The organism is Lysobacter sp. TAB13, from assembly GCF_052113885.1.
Taxonomy (GTDB): Bacteria; Pseudomonadota; Gammaproteobacteria; order Xanthomonadales; family Xanthomonadaceae; genus Lysobacter; species Lysobacter gummosus.
The window spans coordinates 30,371-53,659 of record NZ_JBFRDR010000017.1; the positions used below are offsets into that span (position 1 = coordinate 30,371).

Here is a 23,289-nt window from a genome sequence, read left to right on the forward strand (position 1 = left end):
GCGCGGCATCGATTACCGCGATGGCGCCACCGGTGTATCCGTGCCACGCGGCGAACTGTCGAGCGTCAACCGCGAAATCTCCGGCGGCACCCCGAACCGCACCGGCAGGATGCTGGTGCCGATGCCGGTGGAGACGAACAGATGCTTACCGTGGTCGATCAGGTAGCCGCCGGCGTAACGCTGTTCGGCCGGCAGCACCGGTGTGCCGATCCACGGCAATCTGACCTGGCCGCCGTGGGTGTGGCCGGCGATGGTCAGCGACGCGCGCGGCGGAATGTCGGGAAACAGATCCGGGTTGTGGGTCAGCGCGATCGCCGGGGCGTCGTCGCTGACGCCGGCGAAGGCGCCGGCGACGTCGTGACGGGTTTCCCATTTGTCGCCGATGCCGACGATCCACACCCGGCACGCGCCGAACTGCGCGGCCCGGGCCTGGTCTTCCAGCACGATCACGCCGGCCGATTCCAGCGCCGCGCGCACCTTGTGGCCGTCCTTCCACCAGTCGTGGTTGCCGAGCACGGCGTAGACCGGTTTGCGCGCGGTCAGCGGCTTGAGATGCGGCGCGAGTTGGTCGGCGGAGATGTAGGTGCCGCCGAGCACGCTGAGGATCACGTAGTCGCCCGCCATCAGCACCGCGCTGGCATCGCTGGCGGCGAGCCGGGCGACGATGTCGTCGAGCTTGTCCAGGCCGTTGTGCGGCGAGCCGGTGTGCAGGTCGGCGACCACGTCCAGGCGCAGGCCCTCGCATTCGCGCGACCAGTGCGGCAGGGCGAAGGCGTAGTCGCGTTCGACCAGTTGCCGCGGTTCCCAGAAGAACCCCCAGGCCAGGCACGCCAGCGCGCACAGCACCAGGGTGACGAACAAGCGCTGCAACCACTGCTGGCGCGGCCACGGCCGCCAGCCGCGCCTCATGCGCGAGCGCTCTCGCCCGGTTCGGACGCGCCGCCGCGCTGCACCCAGCGCGCGAGGTTCCAGCCGATCACGCCGGCGCCGGCGGCGACCACCGCGCTGATGCCGGCCAGCCCTGCGACGCCCACGCCCAGGCTGCGCAGGCCGACCATCGTCGTCGCCACCGCCACGTCGCCGAAGCGCCAGGCGGCGGTATCGACCGCGTTCTTGCCCTTGTAGCGCAGGGTGCGCGCGGCGCTGGAGAACAGGCTCTCGCGCGCCGGACCGACCATGCCGTAGGCCAGTCCGCGACTGACCACCAGCGCCATCGCCACCGCCGGCAACGGCCCGATCATCGCCGCCATGCCCGCCGGCAACGACGCAATCAAGGCGCCGTAGGCGGGAAACAGTTCGGTCAAGGGCGCGTGCGCGTCGGCGACCGCGGCCGACAGGGTCAGGAACATCACCGTCACCACCGACCACACGCCGATCACCGAGGCCGCGCCGCGCCGCGACAGCAGCCACGGTGTCAGCAACACCTGCGCGCTCAGCGCCACGATGTTGGTCATCAGGTCCAGGTCGGCGGCGAAGCGCGTGCGCGAGACCGCGTCGGTGAAGGTCGCCTTGGAATAGTCCACGACCAGGCCGTAGTTGACCGTGCCGATCCAGTCGCCCAGCAGCAGCAGGATCGCCATCGAGCGCATGAACGGATTGGCGAAGATCTGCTTGATCCCGTCGAACATGCCGCCGCCGATCGCGGCCTCGTGGCTGCCTTCGAAACGGCGCATGCCGTGCACGCGCGACCACTGCCCGAGCAGGATCACGAACACCAGCGCCAGCCCCAGCAGCGAGGCCGACACCACCAGCAGCGGCGCCACGCCGATCACGCCGACCAGCCGCCCGGTCAACGCCGGCCCGACCAGCGAGCCGACCGTGCCGCCCACGGCGATGATCGGGAACAGCCGGCGCGCCTGGCCTTCGTTCCAGATGTCGGTCATGAAGCTCCAGAACACCGACACCACGAACAGATTGAACACGCTGATCCAGACGAAGAACACCGTGCCGAGCACGCGCGGGCTCAGCGGCCCGTGCGCGCCGAACAGCGGCACGAAGCAGATCAGGCAGGCGATGAAAAAGCCGTACACCACCGGCACCACCACGCGGCGCGGATAGCGCGAGACCAATCCTGAGAACACCGGCGTCAAGGCCAGCGTCGCCAGCAACGTGGCGGCATAGAACCACGGCAACTGGGTGGAGCCGACCACGGCGCTGAGCTGGTCGCGCACCGGCCGGATCATGTAGTACGCGGTGAGCACGCAGAAGAAATACGCCACCGACAAAGCCACCGCGCGCCATTCGCCGGTATGGACCCGTCCGGTGGACAGGCTGGCGCCTTGAACTGCCGACATCGCGTCGCTCCGTGAGTGAACCGCCGGAGGCCGGTCGGCTCTGCAGATCGTGGATTGCGGATCAGCGGCGCGGGAGCCGTCGCGATGCGTTCCCGTCGTCGCCTGCGCGGCCGCCACTGCCGGCCGTGCAGGTTTGCCGGCACGGTAGCCCAAGGCGTCGGCGGCCGCCACCACAGCGTGTGGCGGAACCGGGGGCGGCCGTTGTTGGGAGCATTTGCTCTAGTTTTGCCGCTTACGGTCGCCCGATCCGCGCGGCAACCGATGCCGCGCCCCTGCGGGATGCGCCAGTGCCCACCGAGTTCGACTACATCATCATCGGCGCCGGTTCGGCCGGCTGCGTGCTCGCCAATCGCCTCAGCGAAGACCCCGACACCCGGGTGCTGCTCATCGAAGCCGGTCCGCGCGACCTGCACCCCTTCATCCACATGCCCGCCGGCGTATCCAAGCTGGTCAACAAGAAGGGAGTGAACTGGGACTACGACACCGCGCCGGAGCCGAACCTGGACAACCGGGTGCTGTGGTGGCCGCGCGGCAAGGTGCTCGGCGGTTCGAGTTCGATCAACGCCATGTGCTACATCCGCGGCGCGGCCGGCGACTACGACGGCTGGGCCGCCGCCGGCGCCAGCGGCTGGGACTGGAACGCCGTGCTGCCCTACTTCCGCCGCAGCGAACGCAACAGCCGCGGCGACGACGCCCTGCACGGCAGCATGGGCCCGTTGTACGTGTCGGACCTGCGCTACACCAACCCGCTGTCGGCGGTCTTCATCGAAGCCGCGCGCCAGGCCGGTTATGCGGCCAACGGCGATTTCAACGGCCCCAGCCAGCAGGGCTTCGGCTATTACCAGGTGACGCAGAAGAACGGCGCGCGCTGCTCCAGCGCCGTCGCCTACCTGGACCCGGCGCGCGAACGCCATAACCTGCACATCGTTACCAAAGCGCTGGTCAGCCGCATCACCATCGAAAACGGCCGCGCCACCGGCGTGGTCTACAGCAGCGGCGGCCGCGCCTATCACCAGCACGCGCAGCGCGAAGTGCTGCTCAGCGGCGGCGCGATCAATTCGCCGCAGTTGCTGATGCTGTCGGGCGTCGGCCCCGCCGATCAGTTGCGCCGGCAGGGCATCGAAGTCGTCGCCGACGCGCCGCAAGTTGGGCAGAATCTGCAGGATCATCTGGACATCTGCACGCTGCAGCACTCCACCCAGCGCGTCACCTACGATCGCCTCAGCGACATCGTAGTCGCCTTCAATTATTACCTGCGCGGCCACAGCGGCCCGGGCAGCAGCAACATCGCTGAGGCCGGCGGCTTCGTGCGCTCTGACCTGGCGCCGGACGATCGCGCCGACGTGCAATTCCATTTCGTGCCGGCGATGCTCGACGATCACGGCCGCCATCGCCTCCGCGGCGACGGCTACACCGCCCACGCCTGTTTCCTGCATCCGCGCAGCCGCGGCCATCTCGAACTGGTCAGCGCCAGCGCCGGCGACAAGGTCCGCATCAACGCCAATTATCTGAGCGATGCGGAAGGCTTCGACATGAAGATGATGGTCGAGTGCGCCAAGCTCTCGCGCACCTTGTTCAAGCAGAAAGCTTTCGATGCGTACCGCGGCAAGCCGATCTTTCCCGCGCGCGAGGATCTGAGCGACGCCGAGCTGGCCGAGTTCGTGCGCGCCAAGGCTGAGACCGTGTATCACCCGGTGGGCACTTGCCGCATGGGCGAGGATGCGGCCTCGGTGGTGGATTCGCAGTTGCGCGTGCGCGGCATCGATGGCCTGCGGGTGATCGATGCTTCGGTGATGCCGACCTTGGTCAGCGGCAATACCAATGCGCCGACGATCATGATCGCCGAGCGCGCTTCGGATCTGATTCGCGGGCGGGTTTGATTTTTCGGGATTCGGGATTCGGGATTCGGGATTCGGGAATCGGGAATCGGGAATCGGGAATCGCAGCAAGTTTCACCCTGCCCCACCAGACCGATTCCCCCCTTTGAAAAAGGGGGGCCAGGGGGGATTTGCTTTTGATCTTCCCGCCCCCCAAAAAGCAAATCCCCCGGCGCAGACGGCTTCCCGCCTCCCCCCAGCAACGCAGGCGCCAGCCCCCTTTTTCAAAGGGGGCAAATTTTCTCGGCGGGCGGCACTCCACTGGCCGCTTGCCGGCACTCCGAACGTTTGCGCAATCGGCTCTCACCGCGGCCATTAATCCCTGAAAAATCAGAATCCTGAATGCGGTTGTTGTTCAATTCCCTGAGATCGGAGCTAGAATCAACTCATCCCGGTCCACGCAGGCGCTGCGAGCGATGAAACACGACTCCTCCCGACGCTCACTCAACCCCTGGCGCCTCGGCACTCTGGCTGCCCTGCTTACGCTCACCCTGGGGTCCACGGCGCAGACGTCGCTGCGCTGGCACACGCCCGATCCGTCGCAGCCCACCGTTTCGCAAGCGGACGTGGCGCGCGCGCAAGGCATCGACGGCACCGTCGCGCCGCAAGGCCTGCAGATCGGTTCGGCCGCCAACAACCTCAATCCGCGTGTGATGCCGCTGGCCGCCGACTTCGACGTGCGCCAGTTCGAAGCGATGGCGCAGGCGCTGGTCGCCGACCAACGCATTCCGGGCATGGCCATGGCCATCGTCCACAACGGCCAGATCCTCAGCGCGCGCGGCTACGGCATCACCGACGTGCGCAACGCCGAGCCGATCGACGCCCACACCGTGTTCCGCCTGGCTTCGCTGTCCAAGAGCTTCGCCGGCACCCTGACCGGACTGCTGGTCAACGACGGCACGCTGCGCTGGGACAGCAAGCTGGTCGATTACATGCCCAGCTTCCAGCTGGTCGATCCCAACGCCGCGCGCACCGTCACCGTCGCCGACCTGCTCAGCCATCGCGTCGGCCTGACCCACAACACTTACGACCGCGATCTGGAAAACTACGCCGACTACCGCGTGCTCACCCAGAAGCTGGCCTACGCGCCGATGAGCTGCCAGCCCGGCACCTGCTACGGCTACCAGAACATCGCCTTCAGCCTGATCGGCGACGTGGTCTTCGCCGCCACCGGCGATTTCTACAGCCAGGAAGTGCAGCGCCGCCTGTTCAAGCCGCTGGGCATGAACGACGCCAGCCTGGGCCTGGAAGGCATCACCTCGGCCGCGCGCTGGGCCAAGCCGCATGTGCGCGCGCGCGGCGGCTGGGCTTCGCTGACGCCCAAGCCGACCTACTACCAACTGCCGCCGGCCGCCGGCGTCAACGCCAGCGCCAGCGACATGGCGCAGTGGCTGATCGCGCAGACCGGGCATCGTCCCGACGTGCTGCCGCTGCCGCTGCTGGCGACGCTGCATCAGCCGCTGGTGGAAACGCCCACCGAGATCCGCGGCTCCAGCTGGCGCCGTCAACGCCTGGGCTCGGCCGGTTACGCGCTGGGTTGGCGCGTGTTCGACTACGCCGGCCACCGCGTGGTCTTCCACGCCGGCGCGGTGCAGGGCTATCGCGGCATGGTCGCGATGCTGCCCGAGCGCGACCTCGGCATCGCCGTGCTGTGGAACAGCGAGAGCGGCCTGCCGACCGGCCTGCTGCCGACCATGCTCGACCGCGCCATCGGCATGCCGGTGCAGCGCTGGCTCGACGTGGACGGTTTCGACGACCCGGGCTTGTACGCCTCGGAAGGCGTGAACCCGCAGGACCCGACCGGCAGCAACGCGCAGAAGTCCACCGCGGCGCCGCACTGAGGAATCGGGAATCGGGAATCGGGAACAGCGTGAAACGAAAAGGCCCGCCATTGGCGGGCCTTTTCGTTTATGCGCCGGTGTCAGCATCCGCATGAAGACCGCGCTACCGCACGCCGCCCCGCCTGCAGCTTTAACGATTCCCGATTCCCGACTCCCGGCCCCAATCACCTCGGCTCACTCTCCAGCACCTGCTTCAGCTTAGCCAACCCCTTCTCGTAATCCTTGCCGACCATCGAGTCGAGCAGCAGCCCGAACCAGCGCGAGACCAGGTTGTTGCCGTGCTCGCTCTCCAGCGTCCACGTCACCCGAGTGCCGGCGCCCTGCACCTGCAGACCGAAGATGCCGGTCGCCTGGGTGCCGTCGAAGTCGAGCGCGTTGACCACCTTCTGCTGCGGCACCGACTCGGTGATGCGCTGGCTGCCCTTGCCGACCTTCGCCCCTTCCCAGCTCATCGCCGCGCCCACGCCCGACTCCGGGCCGCTGTAGGCGTACTTCGCGGTCGGCTCGATCTCGAACCACGGCGACCACTCGTTGAAGCGCTTGTAGGAGTCGAGCATCGCGTGCACCTCGCCCGGCGGCCGATCGATGGTGATCGAGCGCTCGACGTGGCTGCTGGACGGCAACAGGAAGCCGCCGACCACGAACACGGCGGCGAGCAGGACGACGAGGTACAGCAGGCCCTTGAGCAAAGTCTTCATGGCGCGTCCCTGGCGGTGTGTTGACCGCGATGCTAACCGCTGCCGCCGTGACGGGGCCGCAGCGACGGCGCGTTGCCGACGAGAGGCGGTGCGCCGGCGCCCACTGGCGCCGCGGTTGGCGCAAGCCCGATGTCGCGACCGCGAGGTCTTCGCCGGCCGGCGCGGGCCGCTCGCCCGCGCGTTGGCGAACCCCGCCTCGGCGGCGAGCGGAAAGCCGCGGCCGTGAACCGTCGCGGCCGGGCGGCCGTTCGTCCGCCTGCCGCGGCAATCGCCCGCGCAAAAAAAAACTCTCTCCCCGCCTGGGCTGCGGGGAGAGAGCTGGATTACGGCTAATCGGGGATTTTTATTAGATCAGCGGTGCCGGGGTAGCGGGCATCGCAGCAGCCTTCGGCTTGCGGGCACGCTTGGCGGCCTTCTTCGGAGCCTTCTTAGCCGCCTTCTTGGCGGTCTTCTTGGCAGCCTTCTTGGCGGTCTTCTTAGTAGCCTTCTTAGCCGTCTTCTTGGCGGCCTTCTTGGCGGTCTTCTTGGTCGCCTTCTTAGCCGTCTTCTTGGCGGCCTTCTTGGCGGTCTTCTTGGCAGCCTTCTTAGCCGTCTTCTTCACGGCTTTCTTGGCGGCCTTCTTGGCGGTCTTGCGGACGGCCTTCTTGGCGGTCTTCTTCACGGCCTTCTTGGCGGTCTTCTTGGTGGCCTTCTTGGCAACCTTCTTAGCGCCGGCCTTCTTGGCGACCTTCTTGGTCGCTTTCTTGGCGGAGGACTTCTTAGCAGCTTTCTTAACGGCCATGGGATGGCTCCTCGTCAGTGATGATCAGGGATGATCAGTGGTGGTGCGGTAAGCCCAGTTCTAAGGAACTCTGTGGTGGCAGAGCCGCGGGAGTCGGACCCGCGTGCAACCGCCGGCGCGCGTGGCGCGTCGGAACGGATCGGGGATCGCGTCCGGCCGTGGCGGCGGCGGGACCGATGGCGTACCCGCCCAAAAGGCAGGTGTGGCTGGCCGCGAAACGGGGCGGCCAAACAAAAACCCGGGCCGCCAAACGCGAACCGGGTTGCATAAAGCAGGACGCCAGCGATGTCATCAGGGATTTGGATGTCATCGGCGAAGAGAGCGTGGCCAACATTTCTGCAGAGGAAGCGAACCCTGCGTCCACCGTTTTGATTGTCCGGGCGGAGGTTCGAATTGTGCTGCATGTTGTCGCGCTGTGTTTTCTCACTCTCTTGGCAGGAAGCGTCTGCTGGGCGAAACCTAATCACGCTTTTTCTGACTGTCAACAACCCCGGCGATTTTTTTTACGGGCCGCAAGCCCCGACGTCGCCGTCGGCGCCGACGCGCGCGGCGACGGCGAACGCGCGCGCGCATCGACGCGTTCGCGATGCGTTCGCAACGACATCGCTGAAACCTAAGCGTGGCGCGGGTTTCAGAGCATCGTCGTTTTTCGTTTTAGTTTTTTTCTCGATGCGCGCGCGCGTTCGCGAACGCTTCGAAGGCGTCCGCGACGACCTGTACCGGAAGAAAAAATTCCTCTCCGCGAGGGTGCCGGATTTCGCGTCGCACAAGCCCGAATGCGCGAAAGTGCGCGAACTTTTTTTGCCCCGCGCGGGCGCTCGACGGCCGCCGCGAACGCTCGCGACGGGTCGGCGTCGGCGTCGTTGGCGGTGTCGGCGATGGCTTGGCGACGCGCGCGAACGCATCGGCGAGCGCGTGCGTCGGCGTCGTCGCCCACCTTCGCGACGGCGCCGACGCGCGCTCGAAGCGACCGTTCGTCAGCCGCGGCGGTCGCCGACGCGCGCGCTGACCTCGCCGCGTGCGCCGCGCGCGGTGAGCGCATCGGTCGGGAAAGCGTTTACGCCGACGGCGGTCGAACGCGCGCACGCGGCGCGAGCGAACGCGCGCCGGCGATGTCGGAATGCTGTCGCCGACGCTCCCGGCGGCTGATTTGGAACGAGTGAAATCGCCCACGCGAAAGTGGCGCGGCGCTTCGGCGCGACGCGACGCGGAGCTGTCGTCGGCGTTCGCCGGCCCGGTTCTGTCTTCACACCGATTGCACGAATCGCGCGGCGCCGCGGCCGGCTTCGCGCTCGCGTTCCGGTGCCGCGTCGGGCCGATCGAGTTCGTGCCGGCGTCTTCGCACGGCGCCTTGCCGCGCTGTCTGGTTGCGCTGCTCTCACCTCGGCGACGGCGATGCGCGCGCCTTGATCGCGTTTCGATATCGCGCTTTTTTCCGCTGGATTTTCGAAACGCGCGGGCGCGATGCGCGGCTGCGTCGAACCGGATTTGCGCTCGCGTCGCGACGTCGCCGACAGGCTGTGCGAGCACGAGCGCACCGCTCGGCGAGGTCGGGTGAGGACGCGGCCGAGACACGGATCGCCGCTTGTCGGTCGAGGCGTCGGCGGGCGGTCAAGGCTGTGAGCGCGGGTGAGCTCGTGCATGGCGTACGCGGCAAGCGCGCGGTCGCGGCGCACGGCGGGCGCGCGGTCGTCCTTCGCGTTGCCACCTCGGATTCGCATTCGGCGCAATGCAGTGCGCCGTCGGTTGCCGCGACCATCGGGTCGGTGAGTCGGGCTTCGGCTTCGCCCCGCTGCATCGACCAGCGACGGTGTCGGCTTCGGTCTCGGTTGTCGGCATCGGGCATCGGCGAGCACCGGTCATCGCACCCGGACGCGGGCCGTGTCGGCGGCCAGACCACGACACGCTCGGTTCCCCACAAACAAAACGGGGAGCCAGTCCGGTGCCGCGTGTCGCGGTCCGGTGCTGCGCTCCCCGTCGGCCGTGGCCGTTGCCGGCCGCGGCGGGTGGATCAGTGGTCGTCTTCTTCGAGCAGCTCGGCGTAGTCGTCCGGCGCGAGCAGCTCGTTGAGCTGATCGGGCTCGTCGATTTCGACGGTGTAGATCCAGCCTTCGCCGTAGGCGTCTTCGTTGATGGTTTCCGGCTTGTCGGCGAGCGCGGTGTTGACCGCGGTCACGGTGCCGGAGACCGGTGCGTAGACGTCGGAAGCGGCCTTGACAGATTCCACCACGGCGCTGGCGTTGCCGGCCTCGACGCGGTCGCCGACGTTGGGCAGTTCGACGTAGACCAGATCGCCGAGCAGGCCCTGGGCATGGTCGGAGATGCCGACGGTGACTTTGCCGTCGCCTTCGACGCGGGCCCACTCGTGGGACTTCATGAACTTAAGATCGCCGGGAATTTCACTCATGGCAGGGGCCTCGGACGTTACGGGGAGCGGCGGGTAATGGCGCGTAGTTTAACGATGCTGGAGCGTCGTGGGAGGGGGGCGGCGAAGGAGACGATCGATGGCGTGAGGTGAACGGCCATCGCAGAACCGGCGCGGGCGGTCGGCATCGCCGCGGACTTGCATCGGCCTAACGTCCCGCGTCGATCAGGAACGGCTCGCGGCCGCTCAGCAGCGCCTCGCGCAGCGCTTCGACGCGGTCCTGCCCCCAGAACGGTTCGCCGCGCAGCACGTAGCCGGGCAGGCCCGGCAGATCGGCGGCGATGGCGGCGGCGGTGTTGGCCTGGTAGATCGCGCCCACCGCCTCGCTCTGCGCGGCGGCGAAGGTCGCCTCGGCATCGTGACCGTGATCGCGCAACAGCCGCGCCAGCACATCGCGGTCGGCGAGGTCCTGGTCGTGGACCCAGATCGCGCGGAAGGCGGCGTCCATATAAGAGGACGGATCGCGGCCGGCCTCGCACAGGGCGATGAGGCAGCGATCGGCCAGGCTCGGATCGACCGGAAAGAACTTCGGCGCCAGATTCAGCGGCACCTCGCGCTGCGCGCGGGCGCGCTGCAGCTCGACCAGGCGATAGCGCTGCCGCGCCGGCGCGCGCTGGCCCAGCGGCAAGCCGCCGTTGGCCGAGAACAGTTCGAAGATCCGCACCGGCTTGTAGGCCAGGCGCGCGCCGGTCTCGCGCGCGAGCGCCAGCACGGGCGCGTGGCCCAGATAGGCGTAGGGCGAGATCAGACTGACGTAGTAATCGATGACGGTCATGGCCGCGGCGCCGTTCAGGCGAGCACGCCGTCTTGCGCCTGTCCGTCGCGCACGAACGGGAACTTCACCACCCGCACCGGCACTTCCTTGCCGCGGATGTCCACGCGCACGTTGCCGCCCGCGCCGAGCGCGATCTCGCCGGCCGGCACGCGCGCGAACGCGATCGACTTGCCGAGCGTCGGCGAGAAGGTGCCCGAAAGGATTTCGCCGTCGCCGTGCGCGGTCAGCACTTTCTGGCCGTGGCGCAGCACGCCCTTTTCGTCCATCACCAGCGCGATCATCTGGCGCGGCGCGCCGGCGGCCTTCTGCCGCTCCAGCGGGCCGCGGCCGATGAAGTCGCGGCCTTCGTCGAGGGCGATGGTCCAGGCCAGCGCGGCCTCGTACGGCGACACGGTATCGTCCATGTCCTGGCCGTACAGATTCATGCCCGCTTCCAGGCGCAGGGTGTCGCGCGCGCCCAGGCCGGCGGGCTTGACGCCGACGGCGAGCAGCGCGTCCCACAGCGCGACTGCGCGGTCTTCGGGCACGACCACTTCGAAACCGTCTTCGCCGGTGTAGCCGGTGCGGGCGATGAACAGCGCGATGCCGTCGCCGGTCTGGGCTTCGCCGGCGACGAACTTGCCGAGCTTGCCGATGCGCGCGCGGTCTTCCTCGCGCAGCAGGCCGACGACTTTCTCGCGCGCGTTCGGGCCTTGCACCGCGATCATCGCCAGTTCCGGACGCTCGGTCACCGACACGTCGAAGGCGCGGGCCTGCTCGCCGATCCAGGCCAGATCCTTCTCGCGCGTGGCGGCGTTGACCACCAGGCGGAAGTACTGCTCATCGAGGAAATAGACGATCAGATCGTCGATCACGCCGCCGTCGGGATTGAGCATGCAGGTGTACAGCGCCTTGCCCGACTTCTGCAGCTTGTCCACCGAGTTGGCGACCAGGTTGCGCAGGAAATCGCGCACGCGCGCGCCGCGCAGATCGACCACGGTCATGTGGCTGACGTCGAACATGCCGGCGTCGCGGCGCACCTGATGGTGTTCTTCGATCTGCGAGCCGTAGCTGATCGGCATGTCCCAGCCGCCGAAATCCACCATCTTGGCGCCGAGTGCGCGGTGGGCGTCGTTGAGGATGGTCTTCTGGCTCATGGGGCGCTGCCTGCTCGTGGGGGTTTGGAGCCGGCGATTATCCCTCATGCGCGCGTCGTGCGTATTTGCCGGATTTCGGTACGCGGGCGAATGGTGTGAGGGGTGGCGCAGATTGTGCGGGTAGCGGTCAGCGCGATGACTGCGGATTGTGCGGATCGCGGCGCGGGGCGGGGCGGGGCTTGGGATGCGTCGCGGTCGCGGCTTGCGCCGCTTCTGTCGTTTCTGCGTTGGCTGGCGAAGCGGGTCGTCGGGCTTCGGGCTTGCCCGGCGAACGGGCGTGGGCGCGGCCGATTTTATTCCCCTTCGGCGCCTTCGTTGTAACAGCGTACCTCGGTTGGCTTCACCTCGATGAATCGACCCTTGCGCCGATCCAGCTTCACCGCCCAGCGCACCGCGTCGAACATCTCGCGCGCGGCGGCGCCTTCCACCGCGGTGTCGACGATCGCGATCACGCCGGGGTCGGTCACGCCGTCGATCATGCAGGTTGACATCGATACCCGCTCGCCGTGCTGCAGCTTCGGATACGGCACCACGTCGGTGATCTTCCAGCGCGCCTCGTTGCCGATCCGGCCAACCAGTTCGGCGGCGTAGAACTTCAGCGAGCGGTCCTCGGCGTCGTCGATGGTGCCGATGCTGCGCGCGCACACTTGCTCGGCGCTGCGGCCGCTGCCGACGCAGCCGCCGGTATTGGATTTGTAGCCGTCCGGGTACGGCGGAACGATCTTGCCGATCCAGTCTTCGCCGCCGCGCGCGCCGGCGCGCAGCAGCGCGGGCGCGGTCTGGCCCGGTTGCGCGGGCGGCATCGCCGCCGCCTGCGGCGTGCCGGCGTGGCCGCCGCCGGCGAAGGCCGGCGTCAGGCACGTCAGCATCGCCGATGCGCGCAGGAGCCGCTTAGCGCGCAGGGCGATCATCGTTCAACCGGCCGGCTCGACCCGCAGGGTCATGCCGTCGGTGCCGACCACGCGCACCATCGCGCCGGTGTCCAGGTCCGGGCCGGACACGTCCCAGAACGCATCGGCGATCTGCACCCGTCCGCGTCCCTGCACGATGCCCCGCTCCAGCGCGACCACGCGGCCGACCAGTTGCTCGGCGCGACGGTTCAACAAGGGCTGGTCGCTCTGCCGCTCGCGGCCGCGGAACCAGGTGCGATAGACCTGGATCGCGACGAAGCTGAGCACCACGAACGCGGCGACCTGGGCCAGCAAGGACAAGCCCGGAAACATCAGCACCAGCGCGAACACCGCCGCCGCGGCCAGGCCGAGCCAGAGCATGAACGCACCCGGCGCCAACGCCTCGGCCGCGAACAGCAGCAGTGCGAAGGCGGCCCAGGCGATGGTCTGCCAACTCCACGACATGGCTCAGCCTCCGCTGCGCGGCGTCGCGACGGGAGCGCGCGCCGCCTGCTGGCTGGCGAGCGCGTCCTTGGCCAGCTCGCCGATGCCGGCCAGCGAGCCGATGATGCCGGCCGACTCCATCGGCATCATCACGAACTTCTGATTCGGCGCTTCGGCCAGCGACTTGAACGCTTCGATGTACTTCTGCGCGATGAAGTAGTTGATCGCCTGCACGTTGCCCGAGGCGATCGCGTTGGACACCACTTCGGTGGCCTTGGCTTCGGCCTGGGCCAGACGCTCGCGCGCCTCGGCCTGGCGGAACGCGGCTTCCTTCTCGCCTTCGGCTTCCAGGATCACCGACTGCTTCTCGCCCTCGGCCTTGAGGATCGCGGCCTGACGGAAGCCCTCGGCCTCGAGGATGTTCGCGCGCTTCTCGCGCTCGGCTTTCATCTGCCGGGCCATCGAATCGACCAGATCGCGCGGCGGCTGGATGTCCTTGAGTTCGATGCGGTTGACCTTCAGGCCCCACGGATGGGTCGCCGCGTCCACCGCGTTGAGCACCTTGGTGTTGATTTCGTCGCGCTTGGACAGCGACTCGTCCAGGTCCATCGAACCGATCGCGGTGCGGATGTTGGTCATGACCAAGTTAAGAATCGCAATTTCCAAAGTGGCCACTTCATAAGCCGCCTTGGCCGCATCCTGCACCTGGAAAAACACGATGCCATCGACCTTGACCACCGCGTTGTCCTTGGTGATCACGTCCTGGCTGGGAACCTCCAGCACCTGCTCCATCATGTTGATCTTGCGCCCCACCCCGTAGATCACCGGCATCAGGAAGTGAAGGCCCGGGTCCATGGTGTGGGTGTAGCGGCCGAACCGCTCCACGGTCCACTGGTAGCCCTGCGGCACCATGCGCACGGTCTTGAACAGCAGCACTACGCCCGCGAATACCAATACCAGCGCCAGCAAGGTCCCACCCATGATGTCCCCCTCCATGTGTCCGTTGGGCGCAGTATAGGCCTTGCACCCGGCTGCGACCCTTCACGCCCCTGCTGCATCCTTGTCTGGGAATGCCACCTCAAATCACCTCATCGCCGCCGCCAGCGCCCGCTTCCGAGCGGCCGCTGTCGAGCTTCGCCATCGACGTCCCCGAGACGCTGCTGGCGCGCGTGCGCGCCGGCGAAGGCGCGGCGTTCGAGCAGATCTACCGCTGGTTCGAGCGGCCGGTGTTCACCCTGGCGGTGCGGATCGCCGGCGATCGCGACGAGGCCACCGACGTGCTGCAGGAGACCATGCTTAAGGTGTTCACGCGGATCGGCGATTTCCGCGGCCACAGCGACGGCAGCGGCACGCCGTTCTGGGGCTGGCTGCGGCAGATCGCGGTCAACGAAGCGCTGATGCGGCTGCGCAGCCGTCGGCGTCTGGAACACGCGGTGGAAGCCGACGACGAACACCTCGCCGACGACCGCATGCCGCCCCCGCCGGCGGCCGCCGACGCCGCCGCGCTGGGCCGGGCGATGGCGCAGTTGCCGGCGCCGACCCGCAGCGTGCTGTGGCTGTACCACGCCGAGGGCTATACCCACGAAGAGATCGCCGCGCTGATGCAGCGATCGACCAGTTTTTCCAAATCGCAACTCGCGCGCGGCGGACGCCGCCTGCGTCAGTTGCTGGAACCGGAGCAGGCCCATGCCTGATCGCAACCCCAACCCGCCGCAGACCTGGGCCGATGCGTTCGCGCAGCTGCCGCCGGAAACGCCGCCGGCCGACGGCTGGGCGCGCATGGCCGCGACCTTGGCCGCGCGCCAGGGCGCGCCGGCGCAGGCCGCTCCGGCGCATGTGCCGCCCTCGCCCACTGCACGCATCGATTCCTCGCCTCGCCGTCGCAGCGCGGCGCATCCGGCGCGGCGGTGGGCGATCGCGGCGATGCTCGCCGCCGCACTACCGCTGGGGTTGTGGCTGAGCCTGCGCGCGCAGCGGCCCGCGCTCGAAGTGCAGTCGCCCGGTCCGATCGCGCACGAAGCCGCTGCGCGCGACGGCGGCGTCGCGGCGCCGGGCGTTCGTGCTGGCGATGGCGCGGTGCCTGCCGGCTCGGCCAATGCCGATGCGCAGCGCAGCGATACGGTCGCGGTCCAGCCGAATCCGGCGCCGGCCACTCCACTCCATATAGAACCCGCGGACACCCAGGCCCAACGCGCGCCGCGCAAGGCCGCGGCTGTGGCGAGCGCTCAGCGCCCCGGTTCGACGCGAGCGGCGGCGACGCGTGCGAACCCGTCCCACACCGACACGCCCGCCCCCGAACGCATCGCCGCGAACATCACGCCGGCGCTCAGCGGCACCGATCCGGCCAAGGCCGCCGCGCCCATCGCCGACGCTTCCGGCGGCCAGCGCGAAACCGCCGTCGCCGCGCAACTGCGCGAGCTGCAAACCGAATCGGCGCAGCTCGAAGCGCTGGTGACGCTGACCCGCGACGATCGCGTCGCCAGCGCCACCGCCGCGCTGATGAGTTCCGACCTCGACCAACGCCTGAGCCTGATCGACACGGCCCTGACCGATGCCGCGCTGCCGGCCGAACAGCGCCTGGCGCTGTGGCGGCAACGGGTCGGCGCGCTGCGCGCGCTGGCCGGCGTGGAAAGCACCCAACGCTGGTTCGCCGCGCGCGGCGAACGCTACGACGACGCGCTGGTGCGCGTCGATTGAATCCTTCCTCAGTTCGCACATCCGCTGTACCGGAGACCGTCATGTCCCGCATTTCCCTGCTTCCCGCGCTGTTGTTCGCCGCGATCGGCAGCGCGCTCGCGCCGACCGCCGCGCCGGCGGCCGATGCGCAGCCCGCCGAGGCGCGCACGCGCACCATGGTGATCCAGCGCCATCCCGGCGACGCGCCGATGCTGTTCGCGCAAGCGCGCCCGCACGTGCTGCCGATGCCGGGCACCGCGACGGTTCCGAACGCGATGCCCGATCCGGTGACCAAGCCGGTGTTGATCCGCGACGATATCCGCGGCCCGCAGCTCGGCGTGATCCTGGCGCCGGACGACAAGAGCGGCGTCGGCATCATCGCGGTCACTCCCGGCAGCGCCGCGGCCAAGGTCGGGTTGCGCAGCGGCGACCGGTTGATCGCCGTCAACGGCGCGCCGGTCTCCGGCAAGGAACCGGGCGCGCGCCTGGGCAGCGCGCGCGCGCTGCTCGGCACACTGGAAGCCGGCAAGACCACGCGCATCCGCTACCTGCGCGATGGCCGCGAGGCCACGGCCGATGTCTCGCCACAAGTCGGCGAACGGGTGATGGTGTTCGAGAATGCCGACGGTTCGCAGATCATCAGCAGCGGCCGGGTCAAGATCCTGCGTTCGGCCGACGGCACGATGGACGTCAGCAGCGACTCCGTGCAGCACATCCCGGTCCGCGTGGCGGTCGCGCCGGGCGTGCGCACGGAAATCTATCGCATCGGTCCGGACGAAGACTGCAACGGCAAGCCCTGCCCGATGCCGCTGATCAGCGAAGCGCTGCGCTGGAACGGCCTGAATCTGGCCTCGCTCGACACCAAGCTGGGGCGCTATTTCGGCACCGACCGCGGCGTGCTGGTGCTCAGCGCCGGTCCGGAGCTGAAGGGGCTGGAAGCCGGCGACGTGATCCAGAGCATCGACGGCCGCCGCGTGGATACGCCGCGGCAAACGATGGAGGCCTTGCGCGGCAAGTCCGAAGGCAATCAGGTCGAGATCGGCTATCTGCGCGATCGCGCCGCCGCCAAGGTCAAGCTGACGCTGCCGAAGGCGGTGGCTTGGGTGCCGCCTGTTCCTCCGGTGCCTCCGGTTCCGCCACTGCCTCCGGTTCCGCCTGTGCCGCCGGTGCCGCCGCACGCTCCGATACCGCCCGTGCCGCCTGTTCCGCCCGTGCCGCCGCCCCCGCCTGCGCCGCCGGTCCCGAACAAAGTGAGCGCGGCGCCGCGGCCGCCCGTCGCGCCGGTGCCGCCGCAGTGGGCGATGGCGAAAGGCCGGCATGTCCACGTGCATAGCGTGGATTGATCAGCGCCTTCACGAAGTTCCGGTTTTCCTAGCGGGCTGGCGGATGTGTCATCGCCAGCCCTCTTTTTTTGTAGCTGCGCGGGCTGGCGCCTGTCGCGAGCATCGAGGCATGAAGTCATGCCTTGCAGCACCTTCGCTGCTGAGCGAAGAGCATCGGGGCTGAAGCCCCTCCCACAACAGACTTCGTCGCCACGCAATCTTTTGTGGGAGGGGCTTCAGCCCCGATGCTTTCCTTTCCGATCGCGCAGAACCCGCATCGCAACTCACCACCACCTGCGCACAACAAAAAGGCCGGGCATCCTGCCCGGCCTGTTCCGATCATCGATCCGGCATTCCGCGCTCCATCGCCGAGTGCGCCAGACAAACTTATTCTTCGCCCCGCCGCTTACTCCGCCGGCGCGCTGGTCACCCATTTGGCGAACACCGCATCGATGTCCTTGTCGGCGACCTTCTTGCCCTCTTCCAGCTTGCCCGCCTGTTCGAACAGCGGAATGATCATCGCCATGCCATCGACCTTGGTCTTGAGCAGCACGCCCGGCGCCTGGCCGAGGTAACGGTCCCAATGCGCGCGGACCTTGGCCCAGTAACCCTGGGTCGCGTCCCAGTACGTGTAGGCCGGCTTGAAATCGACGTCCTTGGTCTTCTGGTAGTCGTTGAAGCCGAACTCGCGCGCCAACTCCTCCTGCGTGCCGTCGGGCTTTCGCAGCACCTTGGTGTTGAACTGCTCGTGGGTCCAGCCGTTCGGGGTGATGGTGTGGCGGTTGATCGCCGCGACCGCGTTGTAATCGCTGCGCTTGGTGTATTCGCGCCGCGGCAGCGGGCGCCAGCTCGCATCGCTGGTCCAGGTGGCGATGTTGTTCTTGTAGTCCCAGCGGCCGGTGCCGCAGTAACGCGGCGCGTCGCTGACTTCGAACACGCACTGGGTCCAGGCGCCGCGGTTCAGATCGGCCGGAATCTTGCGCACGTGCCAGGTCTGGTCGGCGCTGAACTCGAAGCGCTGCGGCGCTTCATAGGTCCAGTCCTGACGCCAATGCTTGGTCACGTGGCCGCTCTTGCCGTCGACCAGGATGTGCTGCAGCACCAACTTGGCTGGGGTGTTCTCGACCACGATGACGGTCTCGTTGCCGCCGCTGCGCATCGCCGGCGCGCGCTCGTAACCGGGCTTGAGCAGCACGGTTTCGTCGAAGGCGAAATCGACGGCGTATTCGCCCTGCATCGCCAGGATCGAAGCGCGGTCGCGCTCGGGCGACGGCACGGCGGCGGACTGGGCCAGCGCCAGCGGGCTGGACATCAGGCAAATCGCCAGCACGCTGGCGCGGTAAGTCATTCGGGTCATGGCTGAACTCGTTGGCTCTATGGCTTTGAAAGTAGAAGAAGGCATTCGATTGCGGTTTTAAGAAGAAGTCAGGCGAATTGCGCCGGCCCGGCGCCGTCGCCCAGGCCCGAGGCCATGCAGCAACACACATGCGCCTGCGCGCTCAGGCGCGCGCCTTCGCCGGCGGCGATGCGGCGCGCATGGGCGTGGCCGAGCGGCGACAACTCGGCGCCGTCGGCGAGCAGCACGCAATGGCCGGCGTCGTCGCGCAGCACCTGCAGGCGCAGCACCTGCGCGCACCAGCGACCGCGCCAACGACGCAACCAGCGGCGGCGCAGACTCGCCCACACGCCGCCGCGCGACTCGGCGGCGCGATTCACGGGCAGATCCGCGGCGGCGTCATCCCAGGCGAGAAAATCGCTGTCGGGCAGCAGATACAGGCGCCAGCACGGGCGCCCGGCGGCATCGCAGAACAGCAGCGCCTCGCGCACATCCTCGCCGTCCTGGCGGCTGACTCTTTCGGCGCGGTCGGCCGCGAGCCAACCGTCGAGCGCGTCGCGATGGCGCCTGGGGTACACGCACAACACCGTCGCCACCGCCGCCAGACGCTCGGGCGCCGGCAGGCCGGCGCGGCCGCTCACGGCGGCCGGCCTGCCCGTATCGATCACGGCGGGCGACGGCGCGCGCATGCCTTACCAGCTCACCGCCACGCTGGCGCCGACGTTGCGGCCCGGCGCGGTGTAGCGGTCGAGCACGGCGCTGCTGGCGGTCAAGGTGCCCGGCACATCGCCGCCGTCCCAGTACTTCTTGTCGCCCAGATTGAACACGCCGACGTTGAACTTGGCGCCGGGCGCGAACTGCCAGTGCGCCAGCAGGTCCAGCACGCCGTAGCCCGGCGCGGCGAAGCGGTTCGGCGCCGGCAGGTCGGTCTTGTGGCGGGCGAAACGTCCGGCCAGTTCCACGCCCCAGGTTTCGCGGTCGTAGGCCACGCCGATGCTCGCGGTCAGCGGCGCGATCGATTCCAGCGGACGGTCGGCGGTCTTGTCCTCGCCCTTGCTGTAGGCCGCGGCGAAGCGCGTGGACCAGCCGGTCAGCGCGTCTGACAGTTCGCCGAAATCGACGCCGCCGCGCAGCTCGACGCCGCGGATGCGCGCCTTGGCCACGTTCTGCGACTGGAACACGATCAGCGGCGTCTGCGGCGGCGCGCTAACCTGGCGGCTGGACTCGATGAAGTCCTTATAGTCGTTGTAGAACGCCGCCACCTGCGCGTACACGGCCTTGTTGCTGAAGCGCAGGCCCAGTTCGTACCCGTCGCTGGTTTCCGGCTTGAGGTTGGGATTGGGAATGGCGGTGTAACCGAACTGCAGATTGGTGAAGCCCAGGTTGACGTCGCTGTAGGGCGGCGCGCGGAAACCGCGCTGATAGCCGCCGTACAACGACCAGTCTTCGGCGAAATGCCAGACCGCGCCGAGCTTGGGCGACACGCTGGTCTTGCTCAGCTCGCTGACCTTCACGCCCGGGTTGTCGCCGTTCCAGATCGCGTCCTTGCGCGGACGCAGCTCGTAACGGTCCACGCGCACCGCCGGCACCAGACGGAACTTGCCGTCGGCGAACTGGATTTCGTCCTGCACGAACACGCCGGCGTTCTGGGTTTTGCTGACCGGGAAATCGCGCACCGGGAAGGTGTCCGGCGAGATGACGTTGCTGACCGCGCCGGTGGTCAGGTTGACCGCGCGGCCGTCGCGCTTCTGGCGGAATTCGGTGTTCTCGTATTCGAAGCCGTAGGTGAGGGTGTGCTCGACCGAACCGGTGGCGAAGTTCTTGTGCGCGGTGGCTTCGGCGCCGTACACGCGCTGGTCGAAGTTGAACTCGCGCAGGCGCAGGGTCGGATTGGGGTTGTTGGACAGGGTGACGCGCTGCTCGCGGGTGCGCTGGGTGGTCTCGCTGTCCTGGCGATAGATCTGCCACTGCAGCGAATCGGCCAGAACGCTGTCGATCGAATCGATTTCATGCGCGAAGGCGACGCGGGCGCGGGTCTGGTGATCGTCGCCGGACATCGAGGCCACGCGCGTGCGCGGCGAATTCGGCGGCTGTCCCGGAACCAGCGCGACCAGGCCGAGCGCACTGAACACCAGCGTGTCGGTCTGCTCCTCGCTGCCTTCCACGGTCAGGCGGAAACGCTGGTTTTCGCTGGGCGCGTAGACCAATTTCGCCAGCACGCTGCGGCCGTCGGAATCCTGCGGGTTGGCGCGGGTGCGCGTGCCGTCGTGGGCATCGTTGTCGCCCTGGTTCTCGGTCTCCTTGCCCTGGTGATGATTGACCACCACCAGGCCGGACCAGCGCTCGCCGCCGAACGCCGCGGTGGCGCTGCCGTACAGGCCTTCGTTCTGGCTTTCCGCGCCCAGCTTGAGGCCGAAGTAAGTGTTGGCGCCGTCCTTGAGGTAATCGTTCGGGTCCTTGGTCACGAACGACACCACGCCGCCGAGCGCATCGGAGCCGTGCAGCGCGCTGCTCGGGCCGCGCACGACTTCGACCTGCTTCACCGTGTCCAGATCGACGAAGTTGCGCCCGGCGTTGGAGAAGCTGCCGATCGCGAAGCTGTCCGACACCGACACGCCATCGACCAGCACGCGCACGCGGTTGCCGCCGAGGCCGCGGATGCGGATGTCGCCCAGGCCGAAGCGTTCGCGGTTGGCGCCGACTTCGATGCCGGGCTCGTAACGGAACAGGTCGCGGATGTCGCGCACCAGTTCGTTGTCCATGCGCTCGCGATCGATCGCGCTGACGGTGGCCGGCACGTCCTGGACCTGACGCTCGGTGCGGGTGGCGCTGACCACCACGCGGTTGAGTTCGTTGACCTCCGCGCTGGCGGCGTCGGCCGCATCGGCGGCGCTGGCCACGGCCGGCAGGGCCAGGGTCAAGGCCAAAGCCAGCGCGCGGCGCGCGGGGACGGGATTACGGATGGAGCGTGCAGGCGCAGCCTGGGTATGGACGCGGGACATTCTTCGACTCGGATGATGGCTATTGGGCCGAGGCGAGCTGGCATCCGTGACGGACAGGGGCTGGCAGCCTTGGAGAGAGAAGGTGCTGGCGGGCCGCGAAGGGCCGACGCGCCGTGCCGCGCCCCSAAGCTGGGGCGCGGCACGGCGATGACGCGGGCGATGGAGCCAGGCCGGGAACGCTCAGCAGGCCGATGCGATCGGGTTCGGACGTGGGGGCGGACTGGAGAGATCCGGGCGTCGAACGGGGCGATACGGGCGGCGTGGGGAGGGATGTTGCTGAGCGGGCTCGGCGGGGACGCGCCGTACGCTGGGTTATTTCGTCAGGATCAACTTGTCGTTGCGGGTGTGGCGCAGGCGGTAGACCTCGCCGCCATGGCGGATCAGCACCTCGCGCGCGCCGCGCAACAGCGCGGTGCTTTCGACCAGAACGCCCTGGGCGGCGGCAACCACGGCCGAGGTCATGGCCGTGGCGGGTGCCGGGGCCACGGCGGCGACGGGCGCGGCGACGGCGCTCAGGGAACGATCAGTACGGGGCTTGAGCTGCAGCACGGGGTTGCGCAGAGACATGGCGGTGACTCGTTCGGGGGTGGGCTCCCGAATGATGATAATGATTCTCATTTGCCAGTCAACACGCAAACGCGGGGATTTGTGATCAACCGCCAAAACAGCAAAGTCCAATTCAAGCGGCGAAGAGCAGGCGCTGCGCCCCCGCAGCCAGTCCCCGCCCCTAAACCCCCGCCAACTCAGCCACCCAAGCCCGACCCTCCAGGCAGGCCCAACCGACCGCCCCTCACCCCACAGCCGCCTCCACCCGCTGCCACCCACCCTCATCCACCCGCTCCGCCAACTCCAGCGCCTCCAGGTTCTGCAGCAACTGCTCAGTCCGGCTGGCGCCGAGAATCACGCTCGACACATGCGGATTGCGCAGGCACCAGGCGATCGCCAGCGGCGCCGGCGCCACCCCGAGCTCGCCCGCGACCGCGGCGAAAGCGGCGACCCGCTCGAACCGCCGCTGCTCCGGACTGCCGACCGCGATCCGCCGCAGCCATTCCTTGTCCGACTGGCCCAGCCGGCTGTCGCCGGCGAAACCGCCGTTGTGCTTACCGGTCAGCAGGCCCGAGGCCAGCGGCGACCAGATCGTCGTGCCCAGCCCCAACTCGGCGTAGAGCGGCGCGTATTCCAGTTCGACCCGCTCGCGATGCAGCAGGTTGTACTGCGGCTGCTCCATCGTCGGCGCGTGCAGGTGATGGATGCGCGCGATCTTGTGCGCCTCGCGGATCAACGACGCCGGCCATTCCGAGGTGCCCCAGTACAGCACCTTGCCCTGGCGGATCAGCGCGTCCATCGCCCACACGGTTTCTTCCACCGGCGTATCCGGGTCCGGGCGATGGCAGAAGTACAGATCGAGATGATCGACACGCAGCCGGCGCAGGGCATCGTGGCAGGCTTCGCTGACGTGCTTGCGCGAAAGTCCCTTCTGGGTAGGACGCGGTTCTTCGTGAGCGCCGAAGAAGACCTTGCTCGACACGCAGTAACCATCGCGCGGCAGGCGCAGATCGGCGATCGCCTCGCCCATCACCCGCTCGGCCTCGCCGTTGGCGTAACCCTCGGCGTTGTCGAAGAAGTTGATGCCGTGATCCCACGCGGCGGCGATCAGTTCGCGCGCGGTATCGCGGCCGATCTGCGCGCCGAAGGTGACCCAGGCGCCGAACGACAGCGCCGAAATCTGGAGGCCGGATGAACCCAATCGGCGGTATTGCATGCGAACGCTCCAATCGAACCGTTGATTGCG

General features: G+C 68.3%; 22 protein-coding genes. 7 read left to right on the plus strand and 15 right to left on the minus strand.

Translation table 11 applies throughout. From position 1 onward, the window contains the following. Window positions 1-12: 12 nt before the first annotated feature. Together AB4Y92_RS18495 and AB4Y92_RS18500 are read right to left on the minus strand one after the other, a co-directional pair. On the minus strand, window positions 13-909 hold the full coding sequence (locus AB4Y92_RS18495; protein WP_441820993.1) for a metallophosphoesterase: 897 nt from the start codon (window positions 907-909) through the stop codon (window positions 13-15). Next, window positions 906-2,294: an NTP/NDP exchange transporter gene (locus AB4Y92_RS18500; protein WP_441820994.1), complete on the minus strand. Its 1,389-nt coding sequence runs from the start codon at window positions 2,292-2,294 to the stop codon at window positions 906-908. Before AB4Y92_RS18500 ends, AB4Y92_RS18495 begins: the two co-directional genes overlap by 4 nt. 287 nt (window positions 2,295-2,581) lie before the next feature. Here AB4Y92_RS18500 and AB4Y92_RS18505 point away from each other — a divergent pair, with 287 nt between their 5' ends. Both AB4Y92_RS18505 and AB4Y92_RS18510 read left to right on the plus strand, forming a co-directional pair. Beyond that, complete coding sequence (locus AB4Y92_RS18505; RefSeq protein ID WP_441820995.1) at window positions 2,582-4,174, plus strand: GMC family oxidoreductase; 1,593 nt, start codon at window positions 2,582-2,584, stop codon at window positions 4,172-4,174. Window positions 4,175-4,587: 413 nt separating this feature from the next. Continuing rightward, window positions 4,588-6,012 (plus strand): serine hydrolase domain-containing protein, encoded by a 1,425-nt coding sequence (locus tag AB4Y92_RS18510; protein WP_441820996.1) that lies wholly within the window; start codon window positions 4,588-4,590, stop codon window positions 6,010-6,012. Between the two features lie 164 nt (window positions 6,013-6,176). Here AB4Y92_RS18510 and AB4Y92_RS18515 read toward each other — a convergent pair whose 3' ends face one another. Continuing rightward, a complete protein-coding gene (locus AB4Y92_RS18515; protein WP_441820997.1) occupies window positions 6,177-6,710 on the minus strand; it encodes an SRPBCC family protein in 534 nt (177 codons plus the stop codon). Between the two features lie 374 nt (window positions 6,711-7,084). Between AB4Y92_RS18515 and AB4Y92_RS18520 the strand changes: the two genes are divergently transcribed. Both AB4Y92_RS18520 and AB4Y92_RS18525 read left to right on the plus strand, forming a co-directional pair. Continuing rightward, on the plus strand, window positions 7,085-7,525 hold the full coding sequence (locus AB4Y92_RS18520; protein ID WP_441821053.1) for a hypothetical protein: 441 nt from the start codon (window positions 7,085-7,087) through the stop codon (window positions 7,523-7,525). Window positions 7,526-7,667: 142 nt separating this feature from the next. Continuing rightward, window positions 7,668-8,108: a hypothetical protein gene (locus AB4Y92_RS18525; RefSeq protein ID WP_441820998.1), complete on the plus strand. Its 441-nt coding sequence runs from the start codon at window positions 7,668-7,670 to the stop codon at window positions 8,106-8,108. A 37-nt stretch (window positions 8,109-8,145) separates the two neighbouring features. Here AB4Y92_RS18525 and AB4Y92_RS18530 read toward each other — a convergent pair whose 3' ends face one another. The 7 genes from AB4Y92_RS18530 to AB4Y92_RS18560 form a co-directional block, all read right to left on the minus strand. Next, window positions 8,146-9,021, minus strand: coding sequence for a hypothetical protein (locus tag AB4Y92_RS18530; protein ID WP_441820999.1), 876 nt, complete (start codon window positions 9,019-9,021; stop codon window positions 8,146-8,148). Between the two features lie 481 nt (window positions 9,022-9,502). After that, a complete protein-coding gene (gene gcvH / locus AB4Y92_RS18535) occupies window positions 9,503-9,898 on the minus strand; it encodes a glycine cleavage system protein GcvH (protein WP_057941856.1) in 396 nt (131 codons plus the stop codon). A 166-nt stretch (window positions 9,899-10,064) separates the two neighbouring features. Continuing rightward, window positions 10,065-10,691, minus strand: a complete 627-nt coding sequence (locus tag AB4Y92_RS18540; protein ID WP_441821000.1) for a 2-hydroxychromene-2-carboxylate isomerase — start codon at window positions 10,689-10,691, stop codon at window positions 10,065-10,067. Between the two features lie 14 nt (window positions 10,692-10,705). Beyond that, window positions 10,706-11,827 (minus strand): glycine cleavage system aminomethyltransferase GcvT, encoded by a 1,122-nt coding sequence (gcvT, locus tag AB4Y92_RS18545; protein ID WP_441821001.1) that lies wholly within the window; start codon window positions 11,825-11,827, stop codon window positions 10,706-10,708. A 293-nt stretch (window positions 11,828-12,120) separates the two neighbouring features. Then, a complete protein-coding gene (locus AB4Y92_RS18550) occupies window positions 12,121-12,738 on the minus strand; it encodes a hypothetical protein (protein ID WP_441821002.1) in 618 nt (205 codons plus the stop codon). Window positions 12,739-12,741: 3 nt separating this feature from the next. Beyond that, a complete protein-coding gene (locus tag AB4Y92_RS18555; protein ID WP_441821003.1) occupies window positions 12,742-13,182 on the minus strand; it encodes an NfeD family protein in 441 nt (146 codons plus the stop codon). 3 nt (window positions 13,183-13,185) lie between these two features. Beyond that, window positions 13,186-14,142 carry an SPFH domain-containing protein gene (locus AB4Y92_RS18560; protein ID WP_441821004.1) on the minus strand — a complete coding sequence of 319 codons (957 nt, stop codon included), beginning with the start codon at window positions 14,140-14,142 and terminating at the stop codon, window positions 13,186-13,188. An 89-nt stretch (window positions 14,143-14,231) separates the two neighbouring features. Here AB4Y92_RS18560 and AB4Y92_RS18565 point away from each other — a divergent pair, with 89 nt between their 5' ends. The 3 genes from AB4Y92_RS18565 to AB4Y92_RS18575 are packed head-to-tail and all read left to right on the plus strand — an operon-like array spanning window position 14,232 to window position 17,180. After that, on the plus strand, window positions 14,232-14,855 hold the full coding sequence (locus tag AB4Y92_RS18565; protein WP_441821005.1) for an RNA polymerase sigma factor: 624 nt from the start codon (window positions 14,232-14,234) through the stop codon (window positions 14,853-14,855). Then, complete coding sequence (locus AB4Y92_RS18570) at window positions 14,848-15,858, plus strand: hypothetical protein (RefSeq protein ID WP_441821006.1); 1,011 nt, start codon at window positions 14,848-14,850, stop codon at window positions 15,856-15,858. Before AB4Y92_RS18565 ends, AB4Y92_RS18570 begins: the two co-directional genes overlap by 8 nt. 41 nt (window positions 15,859-15,899) lie before the next feature. Further along, entirely contained in the window at window positions 15,900-17,180 is a 1,281-nt protein-coding gene (locus AB4Y92_RS18575) for a PDZ domain-containing protein (protein ID WP_441821007.1), read from the plus strand. Window positions 17,181-17,565: 385 nt separating this feature from the next. Here the strand turns inward: AB4Y92_RS18575 and AB4Y92_RS18580 are convergent, their stop codons facing one another. The 5 genes from AB4Y92_RS18580 to AB4Y92_RS18600 form a co-directional block, all read right to left on the minus strand. After that, window positions 17,566-18,471, minus strand: coding sequence for a DUF6607 family protein (locus AB4Y92_RS18580; protein WP_441821054.1), 906 nt, complete (start codon window positions 18,469-18,471; stop codon window positions 17,566-17,568). A 113-nt stretch (window positions 18,472-18,584) separates the two neighbouring features. Continuing rightward, on the minus strand, window positions 18,585-19,136 hold the full coding sequence (locus tag AB4Y92_RS18585) for a Hemin transport protein (RefSeq protein WP_441821008.1): 552 nt from the start codon (window positions 19,134-19,136) through the stop codon (window positions 18,585-18,587). Between the two features lie 51 nt (window positions 19,137-19,187). Next, a complete protein-coding gene (locus tag AB4Y92_RS18590) occupies window positions 19,188-21,497 on the minus strand; it encodes a TonB-dependent hemoglobin/transferrin/lactoferrin family receptor (RefSeq protein ID WP_441821009.1) in 2,310 nt (769 codons plus the stop codon). 312 nt (window positions 21,498-21,809) lie between these two features. Next, window positions 21,810-21,959 carry a hemin uptake protein HemP gene (gene hemP / locus AB4Y92_RS18595; RefSeq protein ID WP_075575093.1) on the minus strand — a complete coding sequence of 50 codons (150 nt, stop codon included), beginning with the start codon at window positions 21,957-21,959 and terminating at the stop codon, window positions 21,810-21,812. A 328-nt stretch (window positions 21,960-22,287) separates the two neighbouring features. Then, window positions 22,288-23,259, minus strand: a complete 972-nt coding sequence (locus AB4Y92_RS18600) for a potassium channel beta subunit family protein (protein WP_441821010.1) — start codon at window positions 23,257-23,259, stop codon at window positions 22,288-22,290. Window positions 23,260-23,289: the final 30 nt, after the last annotated feature.

Excerpts from the sequence above, each read along its gene's own strand:
- AB4Y92_RS18495 (WP_441820993.1), bottom strand. The coding sequence starts at position 909 with ATGAGGCGCGGCTGGCGGCCGTGGCCGCGCCAGCAGTGGTTGCAGCGC.
- AB4Y92_RS18500 (WP_441820994.1), bottom strand. The coding sequence starts at position 2,294 with ATGTCGGCAGTTCAAGGCGCCAGCCTGTCCACCGGACGGGTCCATACC.
- AB4Y92_RS18510 (WP_441820996.1), top strand. The coding sequence starts at position 4,588 with ATGAAACACGACTCCTCCCGACGCTCACTCAACCCCTGGCGCCTCGGC.
- AB4Y92_RS18515 (WP_441820997.1), bottom strand. The coding sequence starts at position 6,710 with ATGAAGACTTTGCTCAAGGGCCTGCTGTACCTCGTCGTCCTGCTCGCC.
- AB4Y92_RS18525 (WP_441820998.1), top strand. The coding sequence starts at position 7,668 with ATGGCGTACCCGCCCAAAAGGCAGGTGTGGCTGGCCGCGAAACGGGGC.
- gcvH (WP_057941856.1), bottom strand. The coding sequence starts at position 9,898 with ATGAGTGAAATTCCCGGCGATCTTAAGTTCATGAAGTCCCACGAGTGG.
- AB4Y92_RS18540 (WP_441821000.1), bottom strand. The coding sequence starts at position 10,691 with ATGACCGTCATCGATTACTACGTCAGTCTGATCTCGCCCTACGCCTAT.
- gcvT (WP_441821001.1), bottom strand. The coding sequence starts at position 11,827 with ATGAGCCAGAAGACCATCCTCAACGACGCCCACCGCGCACTCGGCGCC.
- AB4Y92_RS18550 (WP_441821002.1), bottom strand. The coding sequence starts at position 12,738 with ATGATCGCCCTGCGCGCTAAGCGGCTCCTGCGCGCATCGGCGATGCTG.
- AB4Y92_RS18555 (WP_441821003.1), bottom strand. The coding sequence starts at position 13,182 with ATGTCGTGGAGTTGGCAGACCATCGCCTGGGCCGCCTTCGCACTGCTG.
- AB4Y92_RS18560 (WP_441821004.1), bottom strand. The coding sequence starts at position 14,142 with ATGGGTGGGACCTTGCTGGCGCTGGTATTGGTATTCGCGGGCGTAGTG.
- AB4Y92_RS18565 (WP_441821005.1), top strand. The coding sequence starts at position 14,232 with ATGCCACCTCAAATCACCTCATCGCCGCCGCCAGCGCCCGCTTCCGAG.
- AB4Y92_RS18570 (WP_441821006.1), top strand. The coding sequence starts at position 14,848 with ATGCCTGATCGCAACCCCAACCCGCCGCAGACCTGGGCCGATGCGTTC.
- AB4Y92_RS18575 (WP_441821007.1), top strand. The coding sequence starts at position 15,900 with ATGTCCCGCATTTCCCTGCTTCCCGCGCTGTTGTTCGCCGCGATCGGC.
- AB4Y92_RS18580 (WP_441821054.1), bottom strand. The coding sequence starts at position 18,471 with ATGTCCAGCCCGCTGGCGCTGGCCCAGTCCGCCGCCGTGCCGTCGCCC.
- AB4Y92_RS18590 (WP_441821009.1), bottom strand. The coding sequence starts at position 21,497 with ATGTCCCGCGTCCATACCCAGGCTGCGCCTGCACGCTCCATCCGTAAT.
- hemP (WP_075575093.1), bottom strand. The coding sequence starts at position 21,959 with ATGACCTCGGCCGTGGTTGCCGCCGCCCAGGGCGTTCTGGTCGAAAGC.
- AB4Y92_RS18600 (WP_441821010.1), bottom strand. The coding sequence starts at position 23,259 with ATGCAATACCGCCGATTGGGTTCATCCGGCCTCCAGATTTCGGCGCTG.